Annotated in this window: 12 protein-coding genes; 2 read left to right on the top strand and 10 right to left on the bottom strand. The window is 53.5% G+C overall.

Features of this window, described 5'->3' with window-relative positions; translation table 11 throughout:
- Positions 1-160 precede the first annotated feature (160 nt).
- Positions 161-1,609: a tRNA uracil 4-sulfurtransferase ThiI gene (gene thiI, locus OK409_RS09930; RefSeq protein ID WP_022626121.1), complete on the top strand. Its 1,449-nt coding sequence runs from the start codon at positions 161-163 to the stop codon at positions 1,607-1,609.
- An 80-nt stretch (positions 1,610-1,689) separates the two neighbouring features.
- Here thiI and yajL read toward each other — a convergent pair whose 3' ends face one another.
- A complete protein-coding gene (yajL, locus tag OK409_RS09925) occupies positions 1,690-2,286 on the bottom strand; it encodes a protein deglycase YajL (protein ID WP_010671202.1) in 597 nt (198 codons plus the stop codon).
- On the bottom strand, positions 2,240-3,160 hold the full coding sequence (panE, locus tag OK409_RS09920) for a 2-dehydropantoate 2-reductase (RefSeq protein WP_264367018.1): 921 nt from the start codon (positions 3,158-3,160) through the stop codon (positions 2,240-2,242). The genes yajL and panE overlap by 47 nt, the downstream gene beginning before the upstream one ends.
- Before the next feature lie 135 nt (positions 3,161-3,295).
- On the opposite strand from panE, the gene OK409_RS09915 reads away from it, so the two are divergent.
- A complete protein-coding gene (locus OK409_RS09915; RefSeq protein WP_003852530.1) occupies positions 3,296-3,787 on the top strand; it encodes a YajQ family cyclic di-GMP-binding protein in 492 nt (163 codons plus the stop codon).
- A 684-nt stretch (positions 3,788-4,471) separates the two neighbouring features.
- Here the strand turns inward: OK409_RS09915 and OK409_RS09910 are convergent.
- The 8 genes from OK409_RS09910 to OK409_RS09875 form a co-directional block, all read right to left on the bottom strand.
- Entirely contained in the window at positions 4,472-5,836 is a 1,365-nt protein-coding gene (locus OK409_RS09910) for an MFS transporter (protein ID WP_010255391.1), read from the bottom strand.
- 132 nt (positions 5,837-5,968) lie between these two features.
- Positions 5,969-6,856 (bottom strand): heme o synthase, encoded by an 888-nt coding sequence (gene cyoE, locus OK409_RS09905; protein ID WP_010255394.1) that lies wholly within the window; start codon positions 6,854-6,856, stop codon positions 5,969-5,971.
- Positions 6,857-6,869: 13 nt separating this feature from the next.
- The gene (locus tag OK409_RS09900) at positions 6,870-7,199 is read right to left on the bottom strand and encodes a cytochrome o ubiquinol oxidase subunit IV (RefSeq protein WP_008924889.1); all 330 of its coding nucleotides are present in this window, start codon (positions 7,197-7,199) and stop codon (positions 6,870-6,872) included.
- Complete coding sequence (locus OK409_RS09895) at positions 7,199-7,816, bottom strand: cytochrome o ubiquinol oxidase subunit III (RefSeq protein WP_009091720.1); 618 nt, start codon at positions 7,814-7,816, stop codon at positions 7,199-7,201. The genes OK409_RS09900 and OK409_RS09895 overlap by 1 nt, the downstream gene beginning before the upstream one ends.
- Positions 7,816-9,798, bottom strand: coding sequence for a cytochrome o ubiquinol oxidase subunit I (gene cyoB, locus OK409_RS09890; RefSeq protein ID WP_010255400.1), 1,983 nt, complete (start codon positions 9,796-9,798; stop codon positions 7,816-7,818). The genes OK409_RS09895 and cyoB overlap by 1 nt, the downstream gene beginning before the upstream one ends.
- Positions 9,799-9,802: 4 nt before the next feature.
- Positions 9,803-10,729 carry a cytochrome o ubiquinol oxidase subunit II gene (gene cyoA / locus OK409_RS09885; RefSeq protein ID WP_010255402.1) on the bottom strand — a complete coding sequence of 309 codons (927 nt, stop codon included), beginning with the start codon at positions 10,727-10,729 and terminating at the stop codon, positions 9,803-9,805.
- Positions 10,730-11,173: 444 nt separating this feature from the next.
- Positions 11,174-12,664: a muropeptide MFS transporter AmpG gene (ampG, locus tag OK409_RS09880; RefSeq protein ID WP_010255404.1), complete on the bottom strand. Its 1,491-nt coding sequence runs from the start codon at positions 12,662-12,664 to the stop codon at positions 11,174-11,176.
- A gap of 57 nt (positions 12,665-12,721) precedes the next feature.
- A complete protein-coding gene (locus tag OK409_RS09875) occupies positions 12,722-13,300 on the bottom strand; it encodes a lipoprotein (RefSeq protein WP_010255406.1) in 579 nt (192 codons plus the stop codon).
- Positions 13,301-13,560: the final 260 nt, after the last annotated feature.

Here is a 13,560-nt window from a genome sequence, read left to right as displayed (position 1 = left end):
AATCAATGCGGCGGCTGATGAAGCAGCAGTCACCTGACAAAGGTGATATACTCCCGCGCCTCGGATGCGGTTGCGCCTTGCAGCCCGCAATTTTGTGATTTTACCAGCTAAGTGCTGCCTGTTTTAGCACTTATTTGCCCAACGAAGCTGTGTCGCCGCCATGAAGTTTATCATCAAGTTATTTCCTGAAATCACCATCAAGAGTCCGTCGGTGCGTTTGCGCTTTATCAAGATTCTTGCCAGCAATATCCGCAACGTCCTGAAAACCGTTAGCGACGAAATCGCCGTTGTGCGTCACTGGGATCACATTGAAGTGCGTTCGAAAAATCCGGTGCTGCGGGACATTATTCCCGATGAGCTGACGCGCATTCCGGGGATTCATCACGTTTTAGCGGTTGAAGATCGTGAGTACACCGATATTCATCACATCTTTGAACAGACTTTAGTGCAGTATCGCGACAGCCTTGAAGGGAAGAGCTTCTGCGTGCGTGTTAAGCGTCGTGGTAAGCATAGCTTCAGTTCACAGGATGTGGAGCGCTATGTTGGCGGCGGTCTGAATCAGCATATTGAAAGCGCCCGCGTACAGCTTAAAAACCCGGACGTGACGGTGAATCTTGAAGTTGAAGAGAATCGTCTGACGCTGGTGACTGCGCGCTATGAAGGTCTGGGCGGTTTCCCGATCGGCACGCAGGAAGATGTGCTGTCACTGATTTCCGGTGGCTTTGACTCCGGCGTCTCCAGCTATATGCTGCTGCGTCGCGGCAGTCGCGTACATTACTGCTTCTTTAATCTTGGCGGTGCCGCCCATGAGATTGGCGTCCGTCAGGTTGCGCACTATCTGTGGAATCGTTTTGGTCGTTCACACCGCGTGCGGTTCGTGGCGATCAATTTTGAGCCGGTAGTGGGTGAGATCCTCGAAAAAGTGGATGACGGTCAGATGGGCGTGGTGCTGAAGCGCATGATGGTGCGTGCCGCCTCGACGATTGCTGAGCGCTACGGCGTGCAGGCGCTGGTTACCGGTGAAGCGGTGGGTCAGGTGTCGAGCCAGACGCTGACCAACCTGCGCCTGATTGATAACGCCTCTGATACGCTGATTCTGCGTCCGCTGATCTCTCATGACAAAGAGCACATCATCAGGATTGCCCGTGAGATTGGCACCGAAGATTTCGCCAGCACCATGCCGGAATATTGCGGGGTCATCTCAAAAAGCCCGACCGTGAAAGCGGTGAAAGAGAAGATCGAGGCTGAAGAGCAGAATTTCGACTTCACGATTCTGGATCGGGTCATTGAAGAGGCGACCAACGTCGATATCCGTACCATCGCTGAGCAGACAGAAGAAGAGGTGGTTGAAGTTGAGACCGTCGCCCTGCTGAGCGAGAACGACGTGGTGCTGGATATCCGCTCTATTGATGAGCAGGAAGAGAAGCCTCTGGCACTGAAAGCTACGGAAGTGAAATCGCTGCCGTTCTACAAACTCAGTACGCAGTTTGGCGATCTCGATCAGAACCGGACCTGGTTGCTCTATTGCGATCGTGGTGTGATGAGCCGTCTGCAGGCACTCTATCTGCATGAGCAGGGCTTTAAAAACGTCAAAGTCTACCGCCCGTAGTGACGCCTCAGAGCCAGTCAGCGCCTGTTCAGGTCTGACTGGCTGCATTGTCTTAAAACAGATTGTTCAACTCAGCGTGTTTACGCCTGATAGTCATAAATGCCGGGAGCCAGCACCAGCTGTGCGGCCACTTCGCGCGCCATCTCTTTTCCCACCAGCAAATCGATCAGCTTCAGCGCAAAATCCATTGCCGTGCCAGGCCCCTGGCTGGTCAGCAGATTGACGCGTGGATCCCAGACCACACGCCGCTCCATCCACTTGTCTGACGGAATGGTCTCTTTTAAGCCGGGAAAGCCGGTCATATTGCCGACCGGGAAGAGATCGTGGGGGATCAATACTGTGCCTGCCGCGGCGCAGATAGCGGCGACGATCCTTTCATTGAGGTGAAACTGGCGTACCGTTTCGACTAACAGCGGACTGTCACGGAAGGTTTCGGCGCCTTTCAGGCCGCCGGGCAGGACGATGGCGGCGAAATCATTGTCGGCGACTTCGACCAGCGTCACGTCAGCCAGCAGACGAACTCCGCGTGAGCAGACGATCTCCCGGTTGCCGTCGCTTTCGACGCTGGCGGTGACAACGTTCAGCCCGGCCCGTACCAGCAGGTCGATGGTGGTGACAGCTTCGGTTTCTTCACTGCCATGTGCCAGGCAAACCAGCACTGATGCGTTCGCGGTCATAATGGGACTCCTTGCATTTTACAATGTCATACAGACGGGTATTCTCCGTCAGCACCAGGCCGTGCGTCCGGGCGCGGCGCAGCAGAAAACCGCTGATATAGTCGATTTCGGTGAGACGCTGGGCGCGTATGTCCTGCAGCATCGAAGAGGTGTTGGCCGCGGTGCTTTCAATCACGTCGAAGATGATGTCCTGCAGGCTTTCGCTGGCAACGTTCTGACCTTCGCGCTCCATGACCCAGCTGATCTCTTCGCACAGTTGCGCGATCTGCTCCGGATAAGCGCGCAGGGCACCGTTCTGGCACTCATACTCCACGCTTAGCGGATTGATGATGCAGTTCACTGCCAGCTTGCGCCAGCAGGCCGCCCGGATGTTGTCATGCCAGGCGACATCAGGCAGGGCATGATGCAGGATATCGGCGAGATCGCTGTAAGCGGCGCTTTTGCGGTTACCGGGGCCGATGTGGGTAATGCCACTGGCGATGTGTTTAATAACGGTGCCGTCGCGCATCGCCGCATGGGTGGTGACGCCGCGCAGCAGCGGCTGAGTCAGCCCTTTCAGCTCTTCCAGCGTCCCCATGCCGTTGTGCAGCAGGAGCACCGGGCAGTTTTCTGGCAGCACGCTTTCCAGGTTTTTCACCGCGGGCGAGACCTGCGGGGCTTTGAGCGTAACCAGCAGCAGCTGGCTTTCTGCCAGAAACAGCGGATCGTTGGCGATAAACGTGCGGTTCGAAATGTTACCCTGTGGATCAATCACATTGGCTGAACAGTAGGGCTGCGGCACCCGCAACCATCCCTGCACCTCATGTCCCTGGCGGGCAAGGGTTGTCATCCAGATCTGACCCAGAGCGCCGCAACCTAACACGGTAATTTTCATGCTGCCTCCCGCTGGCGGGCTATCCATCTATTATTTACTGTCACACTGTCATTATAGCGTTGTGTGCAGCCTGATTTTATTTAGCACCTTAAGACGCGTATTATGCATGTCACTTTAGCGTCAGGAGAAGAAGAGATGCCATCTTTCGATATCGTTTCAGAAGTCGATCTGCAGGAAATTCGCAATGCGGTGGAAAATGCCAACCGTGAAGTGTCTACCCGCTTCGATTTCCGCAACGTGAGCGCCGAGTTTGAGCTCAACGAAAAGAATGAAACCATCAAAATCACCAGCGAGTCCGATTTTCAGGTTAAGCAGCTGGTGGATATTTTGCGTGAGAAGTTACTGAAGCGCGGGATTGAAGGCGGTGCTTTAGAGGTGCCGGAAGAGATTGAGCACAGCGGCAAAAGCTGGGCGGTCGATGCCAAACTGAAAAAAGGCATTGAAAGCGACGTGGCGAAGAAGCTGGTGAAGCTGATCAAAGACAGCAAGCTGAAAGTGCAGACCCAGATTCAGGGTGAAGCATTGCGTGTAACCGGCAAAGCGCGTGATGATTTGCAGGGTGCGATGGCAATCGTGCGCGGCAGTAATCTGGGGCAGCCATTCCAGTTTAAAAACTTCCGCGATTAAGCGGGGGCCGGCTGAATTTCAGCATGAATGCAGTGATAAAAACCCGGCCAAGGCCGGGTTTTTTGTTGTTGAGTTTGGGTGGGCTTCTGTCGCTTTAAACAAGTCGAAATTCTGGAGAGAGTTGGGAGCTGTAGGGCGTCTGTGCGATCGCGCGCTTGCTCAGGGAGCCTGTGCCTTTCGCAAAGACGCAAAAGCGCCATCCATGGCGGCTCAGCGCGGGCGATTACGCACCTCATCCCTGAGGTGCGCCCGTAGCCGGGCCAACGCGTTGCGTTGTTCAAAAACGCTCCCGGCGTTTTTGTCCCTGGTCCGCGATGCTTTGCTACAGGCACAGGCTCCCATCGCCTTGGATTTATGAGTTGTCTGTAAGAAGGCTTGTGCCGGGTTTGGCGCGGTTGAGCCTATGCTGGCCCCCTTGCTTTGAGTTTATAAGCTGTCTGAAACCAGGATTGAGTTGGATTTGAGTCTATTAACAGATTCAAATCCTGGGGGAACTTAGCAGCAACTCAATAGCTCAGGGGCGCAGGGAACACGGTCAGAGGAGGAAAGCGTCCCGCGCCAGGGACGGCGCGGGACGAGCATGCCATGGATGGCGGCTTTTGCGACTTTCCGATCTGACCGTGTTCCCTGAGCCTGCTCGATCCTGAAGCGAAACGAGCTGACGTTATCACTAAACTTTTTAAGCTAACAACTACCCAGCAGAGCTTCCAGCTCAGGGCGGCTGGTAACCTTGCTATCAATTTTGATGTAGGCGCTTTTCTCTTCGGGCACGATAAACACAGAGTTAACGCCCGGCTGCGCTTTCAGGCGCTGCTCCAGATTCGGCACGGCCAGTGCGGCATCACTCAGCACGATGCGCAGGCTGCTGACATAAGGCGGCTCCTGCATTGTCATGCTGACAAACAGCCAGGCTGCGGCCACCATCGCGCCAACCAGGAATACGGTCTGCGCATCGAAATGACCAAATACCCAGCCACCCATGCTGCCGCCAACGGCCACGCCCAGGAACTGGCTGGTGGAGTAGATTCCCATCGCCGTGCCTTTGTAGCCTGCGGGCGACTCTTTACTGATCAGCGAAGGCAGAATCGCTTCCATCAGGTTGAAGGCGAAGAAGAAGAGCTGAACACCCACCACCAGCGTCCAGAAATGTCCTTCCGCACCCCACAATACGATCTCAGCAATGACAATCATCCCGACGCAGCCGACAAAGACACGCTTCATGCGGCGCTTCACTTCGGCATAAATGATGAAAGGTACTACGCCGGCAAAAGCGATCAGCATGGTGGAGAGATAGACTTTCCAGTGTTCGGGAGCCGGGAAGCCTGCCTGTTCAAACTGCCCCGGTAACGCGACAAAACTCGACATCAGCAGGACGTGCAGGCAGAAAATACCGATATTGAGCTTCACCAGACGTGGGTTAGCCAGCACTTTGCGGAAGCTGCCTTTAACCATGCCTGATTCACGGTTCAGAACATGATGGGAGGCCGATGGCACCACCAGCAGAGTGATCACGATACCCAGCGACGCCAGAATCGCAATCATCCAGAACAGCGCATGCAGGCCCAGTGCGTGAGTAACAATCGGGCCGACCACCATGGCGATCGCGAAGGTAACGCCAAAACTGATGCCGATAAACGCCATCGCTTTGGTGCGGTTCTGCTCACGGGTTAAATCGGATAACAGCGCCATCACGGCAGCGGCAATCGCGCCTGAGCCCTGAAGTGCACGGCCCAGAATAATGCCCCAGATGGAGTCGGTGCAGGCAGCAATAATACTGCCCAGGACAAACAGCAACAGTCCGCCAACGATCAGCGGCTTACGCCCGATGCGATCGGAGAGCAGACCAAAAGGAATCTGAAATATCGCCTGGGCAAGGCCATAAATGCCGATTGCCAGGCCAATTAAGGTTTCACTCGCGCCCTGTAATGCCATGCCATAAGTGGTCAGTACCGGCAGGACCATAAACATTCCCAGCATGCGCAGGGAAAAGACCGTACCGAGGCCCCATGTGGCGCGCAGCTCCACCGGAGTCATTTTATTATCGTTCATTCCAACCTCTGTTAATGTGCTGCATTTATTCTAGGGGGCGGGGCAGGGCGGGTAAAACAATAGTTTTTAAGCAGTGGTAACAAAAAGAAAGGGCGCGAAAATCGCGCCCTTTTCATGCTGTATCGGTGCCGGTTACCAGACGTAAGTCAGCAGGTCCTTCGAGGCCGGAGCCATCGAATCCACCGACATCATCACGCTCAGTGCGGTGATGGTCACGATAGAGAAGACAAACAGTTTACGCGCCCAGACACGGTCATCAGCGGTTTTATAACCCGATAACGCCATGCCCAGCCACCAGACGCTGACCGCAGCAGCCACCACCAGATATTTGTAGCCCGCGTAGCCTCCCAGCGTCAGCATCAGCGTGGCAATCATAAACGCCAGGATATAGAGCGTAATATGATTTTTAGCCACGGAAATGCCTTTCACCACCGGCAGAACCGGGATGTTCGCTGCCTGGTAATCTTTAAAGCGGAAGATGGCAATCGCGTACGAATGCGGCATCTGCCACAGGCTAAAGATCGCCAGCAGGATTAATGCGCCAGCATCAAACTGGTTAGAGACCGCGCAGTAGCCGATAACCGGCGGCGCAGCACCCGACAGACTGCCAATCAGCGTACCGTAAACGGAATTACGCTTCATGTAGAGACTGTAGATGCCCACGTACACCACGAAGCCCATCACCGCCAGCCACATGGCCAGCGGATTAGCACCGAAGTAGAGCAACGCAAAGCCAGCAATACCCAGCACAGTGGCATAAACCAGGCTTACTTTCGCGGAGATGAGGCCTTTTACCAGCACCCGATTCCTGGTTCTCTCCATCTTGATGTCAATGTCGCGGTCGATCACGTTGTTAAACACACAACCCGATGCAACCACCAGTGACACGCCCACCAGGGTGATGAGAAACAGGGCGTAATCCGTGTTGCCTTTGGAAGCCAACAGAAATCCGCCGATCACAGAAATTAAATTCCCGAAAATAATTCCTGGTTTTGTAACTTGCAGGTATTGCTTAAACATTACGCGTGACTCTTTAGTGAGGCATCATGTTGTAGTTGAGGTTCCACATGATCCACAGTGAGCCTACTACGACAATCAGGATGATGATGGCCGAGAAGACAATGGCTACCATGTTCCAGCCACCCTCAGATTTGCTGTCTAAGTGCAGGAAGTAGACCAGGTGAACCAGCACCTGAATCACTGCACATACCAGAACAACACCAAGGATAGTACCGTGAGATGCACTGCCATCCATTACCATCCAGAACGGGATCGCCGTCAGGATGATAGAGAGGATGAAGCCGATCATGTAGGACTTCACGCTACCGTGTGAAGCGCCATGTTCGTTAACAGAATGACTCATTACATGGCTCCCATCAGGTAAACAACGGTGAAGACGCAAATCCAGACCACGTCCAGGAAGTGCCAGAACAGGCTCAGACACATGATACGAGTGCGGTTAGTCGCGTTCAGGCCACGTTTGGAAATCTGGAACATCAGAACCAGCATCCAGATCAGACCTGAGGTCACGTGCAGACCGTGGGTACCGACAAGCGTAAAGAAGCCAGACAGGAAGCCACTGCGATCCGGACCAAAGCCTTCAGCAATCAGATGATGGAATTCATAGATTTCCATCCCGATGAAGCCCAGACCGAACAGGAAGGTCAGCGCCAGCCAGCCGATAACGGCACCTTTTTGCTCCTTGTTCATGGAGATAACAGCCATGCCGTAAGTGATCGAACTCAACAGCAGCAGGGCGGTTTCTACCAGAACAAACGGCAGCTCAAAGATATCTTTACCTGCCGGGCCACCGGCAGTGTTGTTGACCATGACAGCATAGGTCGCAAACAGGGTTGCGAAGATAATGCAGTCACTCATCAGGTAGATCCAGAAGCCAAAGACTTTATTGGCTCCTGCATCGTGATGCCCATGCTCCGCATGGGCGTCGTGGTGATGTTTAATCAGAGTTTCAGTTGACATTATTTCAGACCTGCTTTGCTGATTTCGTCAAAGTGCTGGTTCTCAATCTTCTGAACTTCGGCAACCGGAACGTAGTAATCCACGTCTTCGTCGAAGCTCTTCACGATCCAGGAAACGATCATGCCGAGGAATGAAACACCCGCCAGCCACCAGATATGCCAGATCAGCGCGAAACCCATTACCGTTGCAAATGCGCAGATGATAATTGCGGCACCGCTGTTTTTCGGCATATGAATCTCTTCATAAGATTCCGGCTGTTTGTACGCTTCGCCTTTCTCTTTCATTTCCCAGAAAGCGTCACGCTCATGCACATGCGGGATGACAGCAAAGTTATAGAACGGTGGTGGTGAAGAGGTTGCCCACTCCAGCGTACGACCGCCCCATGGGTCACCCGTCACATCACGGTTCTGATCGCGGTCACGTACCGAGACATAGAACATGGTCAGCTGACACAGAATACCCAGCGCAATCAGACCGGCACCGCCCGCAGCTACCACCAGTAAGGTGTGGAACTGTGGATCGATATCCTGGCTCAGACGACGTGTCATACCCATGAAGCCCAGTGCGTACAGCGGCATAAAGGCAACGAAGAAGCCAATGATCCAGAACCAGAATGCGCGCTTGCCCCAGGTTTCGTTCAGGGTGAAGCCAAATGCTTTCGGGAACCAGTAGGTCACGCCCGCCATACAACCGAACACCACACCACCGATGATAACGTTATGGAAGTGTGCAATCAGGAACAGGCTGTTGTGCAGAATAAAGTCAGCACCCGGAACGGCCAGCAGTACGCCGGTCATACCCCCTACAGAGAAGGTTACCAGGAAGCCAACGGTCCACAGCATGGCAGAGTGCATCTGAATGCGGCCCTGATACATGGTGAACAGCCAGTTAAAGATTTTAACCCCGGTCGGAATCGCGATGATCATCGTCATGATACCGAAGAAGGCGTTAACGTTGGCACCTGCACCCATGGTGAAGAAGTGGTGCAACCAGACGATAAACGACAGCACGGTAATGGCGATGGTCGCCCACACCAGTGAGGTATAACCAAACAGACGTTTTTTGGAGAAGGTCGCGGTAATTTCTGCGAACACACCAAACACCGGCAGTACCAGAATATACACTTCCGGATGGCCCCAGACCCAGATCAGGTTGACGTACATCATCATGTTCCCGCCCATTTCATTGGTGAAGAAATGGAAGCCGAGATAACGATCAAGGGTCAACAGCGCCAGGGTCACGGTCAGAACCGGGAACGCAGCGATGATCAGGACGTTGGTGCACAGCGCGGTCCAGGTAAATACCGGCATTTTGAACAGGCTCATGCCCGGTGCACGCATCTTCAGGATGGTCACGAAGAAGTTAATACCGGTTAAGGTCGTACCAATACCTGAAAGCTGAAGGCTCCAGATCCAGTAATCGACCCCGACCCCGGGACTGTACTCCGCGCCGGAGAGCGGCGGATAAGCCAGCCAGCCGGTCTGTGCGAACTCGCCCACACCCAGAGACAGGTTAACCAGGATCACACCGACCGCAGTAAACCAGAAGCTCAGGTTGTTCAGGAACGGGAACGCAACGTCACGTGCACCAATCTGCAACGGAACCGCGATGTTCATCAGGCCAACCACGAACGGCATCGCCACGAAGAAGATCATAATCACGCCATGCGCGGTAAAGATCTGGTCGTAGTGGTGCGGTGGCAGAATGCCCGCTTCACCGGCCGAAGCCATAACCTGCTGGGTACGCATCATAATGGCATCAGCGAAACCACGAATCAGCATGACGAACGCCATGATGATGTACATGATACCCAGGCGTTTGTGGTCGACTGACGTCAGCCATTCAGACCACAGATATTTCCACTTACCAAAATAGGTGAGCGCAGCAACCAGCGCTGCACCACCTATCAGGATAGCGGCAACCGTAACCATGATAATCGGCTCATGGTACGGCACTGCATCAAGTGTTAATTTTCCGAACATCGTATTATTCCTCGGCTCCCGCGGAAGCGGCGTGACTCATGTCCATACCTTCATGTTTTGGCATGTCCATTTTCCCGTGGCTCATCTTGAACTTGTCGATGACTTGCATGAACAGTTTCGGATCAGCTGAAGAGAAATATTCCACCGGGTGATTTTCGCTTGGCACAGCCACTTTCTCGAAATCATCCATAGTGTTCAGCGTGTTAGGGGCTGCTTTAACTTTAGCCACCCACTGCTGGAATTCCGCATCGTCTTTGGTTGCAATGGCTTTAAACTTCATGCCAGAGAAACCACGACCACTGAAGTTCGCAGAGATACCGTCGAAAATTCCCGGCTCATTTGCAATCAGATGCAGCTTGGTCTGCATACCAGCCATCGCATAAATCTGGCTGCCGAGCGTTGGGATGAAGAAAGAGTTCATGACGGAGTTAGACGTGATTTTGAAGTTCACCGGAGTATTTGCCGGGAAGGCAATCTGGTTCACGGTCGCAATACCCTGTTCCGGGTAAATGAACAACCATTTCCAGTCCAGTGCAACCACATCGATCTCAACCGGTTTCACATCAGATTGCAGCGGTTTGCTGGGCTCCAGTGCGTGGGTTGATTTCCAGGTCAGCACGCTGAGGAAGAGAATGATCAGGATCGGAATGGTCCAGACCACGGCTTCCACTTTGTTAGAGTGTGACCAGTTAGGGCTGTACTTCGCATTCGTGTTGGACGCCCGATATTTCCAGGCAAACACCACGGCCATCAGGACTGCGGGGATGACGACGATCAACATCAGGCCAAAGGCAGTCAGTATCAGCGAACGTTGCTCCAGTGCAATCTGTCCTTTGGGATTTAACAATGCACTATCGCAGCCACTCATTAATAAAGTGCCTGCAATTAATGACAAAATCCCCAAACTTTTATTGTATTTACTGAGTCTCATTTAACGACCTCAATGACAAAGGGCTCTATTGTCGTTTAAGTGTGCGCGCATTTTACGGGAAGGTTTATGCAGTGTAAACCAGCTTAAGGATGTGTCAGATACGTGTTGACACCTTTTGCTAAGGGTGTCACAGATGTTGCGCCAGGTGACAAATAATTAACGCAGACAAGCAGTTGGCATCAATATAACAAAAACCAATGGAAGTAACCGTAAAAAAATCAGGGAAAGGAATAACCCTTACTTTTAACTCCCAAATATTTAACAAGTCTGCATCATTTGCGCGATGAAATTTAACTAAAGTAATTGCTCACCGGTTTTTAGTATTTCCGCTACGCCTCCTCAGGTCATATTGTTATTTTTAAAAAATAACACGCGATGATAAATGGCGGCGACTTATCGGGATGTCATAAAATAAGCCGCAGCCCGTAAACCTATCGATTTCACTTAAGCATCTGATGCAGGCAACGCAGGGGTTCTCTTCAGCGCCCGATAGTCCAGCAACACTCCCGAAAGCACCGCCAGCAGGGAGAGTGTCATTCCCAGCTCAAACAGCCGGGTAAGCAGCGGTGTCAGCGCCGTCACGCCCAACGCATTCAGTGCCAGAGCCACCAGCCAGAGCGCCAGCACGCCGCATCCGGCTGCAAACAGACGATTAGTCCAGCGATAGCCATGAGGATAGTAGCTACGTGTCAGAAAATTGCCACTTTGCTCGACCTGATTCAATGTTTGTCGGCAGAAAGCCAGCAGCACCAGGCCCGGCAGACCCGCCATCACCGTGAAAGCATAAAAGGTCGGCCAGCCCCAGAGTTCCACCAGCCAGCCCGCCGCCGGGCCAACATAGACCCGACCCACCGCTGAGAGCGCCGACAACAGGGCGAACTGGGTAGCGGAGAACGACTTATTGCACAGCGTCATTAACAGCGCCACAAAGGCCGCGGTGCCCATGCCGCCACAGAGATTTTCAACAAAGACCGCGCTGGCCATGCTCCACAACTGTTTGTCGGTCACCGCCAGCAGCCAGTAACCAAAGTTCGAGACAGCCTGCAGCAGACCGAAAATCATTAGCGCCCGGAACAGGCTCAGACGCTGCATCAGTACGCCGCCATAGAGCGCCCCGATAATGGTCGCCAGCAGACCCAGCGTCTTGTTGACCAGACCGACGTCACCGGCGTTGAAGCCCACGCCGCGAATCAAAAAAGTGGTAGTCAGCGAGGCGGCAAACGCATCGCCCAGCTTGTAAAGAATAATCAGGGTAATCAGCAGCCAGGCGTTGTTGCGCTGAAAGAAATCTTTTAGCGGATCGACCACCGCCTGACGCAGTGAATGGGGTGTGGATATACGGGTATCTGGCTCGCTCGCCACCAGCGTGGCGATAATGCCCGGCACCATCATCAGCGCCATCAGCCAGTAGGTTGCCTGCCAGCCGAGGTAGCGGTCAGCCAGCCACAACGCCAGCCCGCCGGAAATCAGCATTGCCAGTCGATACCCCAGCACGGTAATCGCCGCACCGCTGCCACGCTCTTCAGGCGGCAGGATGTCCGTTTTCCATGCGTCAAAAACGATGTCCTGTGAGGCGGAGCAGAAGGCAATCAGCACGGCCAGCGCGGCCATCAGGGTAAGATCGCGTCCCGGTTGCAGAAATCCCATCGCGATTATCCCGCCAACCAGCGCCAGCTGACTGACCAGTAACCAGCCGCGACGTCGGCCCAGAAACGGCGGCGTATAGCGGTCCATCATCGGTGACCAGAGAAACTTAAAGACATAGGCCTGGCCGACCAGCGAAAAGAAGCCGATGGTTTTCAGGTCGACATTTTCCACCGTCATCCACGCCTGCAACGTGCCCGATGTCAGGGCCAGCGGCAGTCCGGAAGCAAAACCAAGAAGCAGCAATACGGCGGCGTTTTTCTGGCTGAAGAGGCGAAGATAGTGGTTCATGCGGATCCTGCAGATAACAAGAAGCCCTGCGCAAGGCAGGGCAGAGGAGAGACTGTATTAACGGGCGTTCTGCTTGATGAAGTCGTTGACGCTGGTGTCCTGAGCCATATCCGCGATCACATCGCTCATAGTGGCGTTCACCGCGTTGGTAATCTTCTGGTTATTGGCGTTGAACGCGCCTTCTACGCTGTAAGTCTGGCGGTAGTTTTTAACCTGTTTGTTGCCGTTTTTCGCTGTTGCGATAATAGAGATGTCCGCTTTGGTGGTGATGCTGTAGCGCACATTGCCCTGAGTGACGTCGGCATAGAGGTTGTTCACCACAATCTGCAGATCGACCGCGCCATTAGGACCAATCATATAGCCGCGTGCTGTCATCTGCTTCTCCAGCACTTCCTGCAGCAGGAAGCGCAGGTCACGCGATGACGTTAAGGTCACTAACTGACCATCACGGTTTACTTTTGCCAGCGCCTGATCTTTACGCTGGTCGGCACCGTTGATGCTGACAGTCACGCCCATCAGGCCTGGGTCCTGCTGCGGTAACTGAATTTTAGGCTGGATAGTCAGGGTATTATTGCTGGTTGCACAGCCGGCTAAAATGAACGCAGCCAACAGTGGGAATAACAGTTTTTTCAACATACTTTTTCTCGTTGGTGTCAGGGGGTTGGTTTGCAAAAACTGCGGTCATCATAGCATTGCCCGGCAGTGAAAAAAGCCCTGTTGCCGGGGAAATTGTGTCTGAAACCGTTTTAAGCCTCTTCTCTGACAGGCCGGTTTGCTGTTCGTTTCAGCTGCGTTATTATGCGTGCCGGAAGCGGCCTGACATAAAATGCAATATTTAGCGTCGGCTGACGGGTAAGCGCACTAAAAGCGACTAAGATTGAATGAGATGGGGCACT

It is taken from the genome of Pantoea sp. RG18 (assembly GCF_025910075.1).
In the GTDB taxonomy this organism is placed as follows: domain Bacteria; phylum Pseudomonadota; class Gammaproteobacteria; order Enterobacterales; family Enterobacteriaceae; genus Pantoea; species Pantoea agglomerans.
Note: the sequence above shows the minus strand (reverse complement) of the source record. Positions and strands in the feature narration are given on the sequence as shown.

Excerpts from the sequence above, each read along its gene's own strand:
- thiI (WP_022626121.1), top strand. The coding sequence starts at position 161 with ATGAAGTTTATCATCAAGTTATTTCCTGAAATCACCATCAAGAGTCCG.
- yajL (WP_010671202.1), bottom strand. The coding sequence starts at position 2,286 with ATGACCGCGAACGCATCAGTGCTGGTTTGCCTGGCACATGGCAGTGAA.
- panE (WP_264367018.1), bottom strand. The coding sequence starts at position 3,160 with ATGAAAATTACCGTGTTAGGTTGCGGCGCTCTGGGTCAGATCTGGATG.
- OK409_RS09915 (WP_003852530.1), top strand. The coding sequence starts at position 3,296 with ATGCCATCTTTCGATATCGTTTCAGAAGTCGATCTGCAGGAAATTCGC.
- OK409_RS09910 (WP_010255391.1), bottom strand. The coding sequence starts at position 5,836 with ATGAACGATAATAAAATGACTCCGGTGGAGCTGCGCGCCACATGGGGC.
- cyoE (WP_010255394.1), bottom strand. The coding sequence starts at position 6,856 with ATGTTTAAGCAATACCTGCAAGTTACAAAACCAGGAATTATTTTCGGG.
- OK409_RS09900 (WP_008924889.1), bottom strand. The coding sequence starts at position 7,199 with ATGAGTCATTCTGTTAACGAACATGGCGCTTCACACGGTAGCGTGAAG.
- OK409_RS09895 (WP_009091720.1), bottom strand. The coding sequence starts at position 7,816 with ATGTCAACTGAAACTCTGATTAAACATCACCACGACGCCCATGCGGAG.
- cyoB (WP_010255400.1), bottom strand. The coding sequence starts at position 9,798 with ATGTTCGGAAAATTAACACTTGATGCAGTGCCGTACCATGAGCCGATT.
- cyoA (WP_010255402.1), bottom strand. The coding sequence starts at position 10,729 with ATGAGACTCAGTAAATACAATAAAAGTTTGGGGATTTTGTCATTAATT.
- ampG (WP_010255404.1), bottom strand. The coding sequence starts at position 12,664 with ATGAACCACTATCTTCGCCTCTTCAGCCAGAAAAACGCCGCCGTATTG.
- OK409_RS09875 (WP_010255406.1), bottom strand. The coding sequence starts at position 13,300 with ATGTTGAAAAAACTGTTATTCCCACTGTTGGCTGCGTTCATTTTAGCC.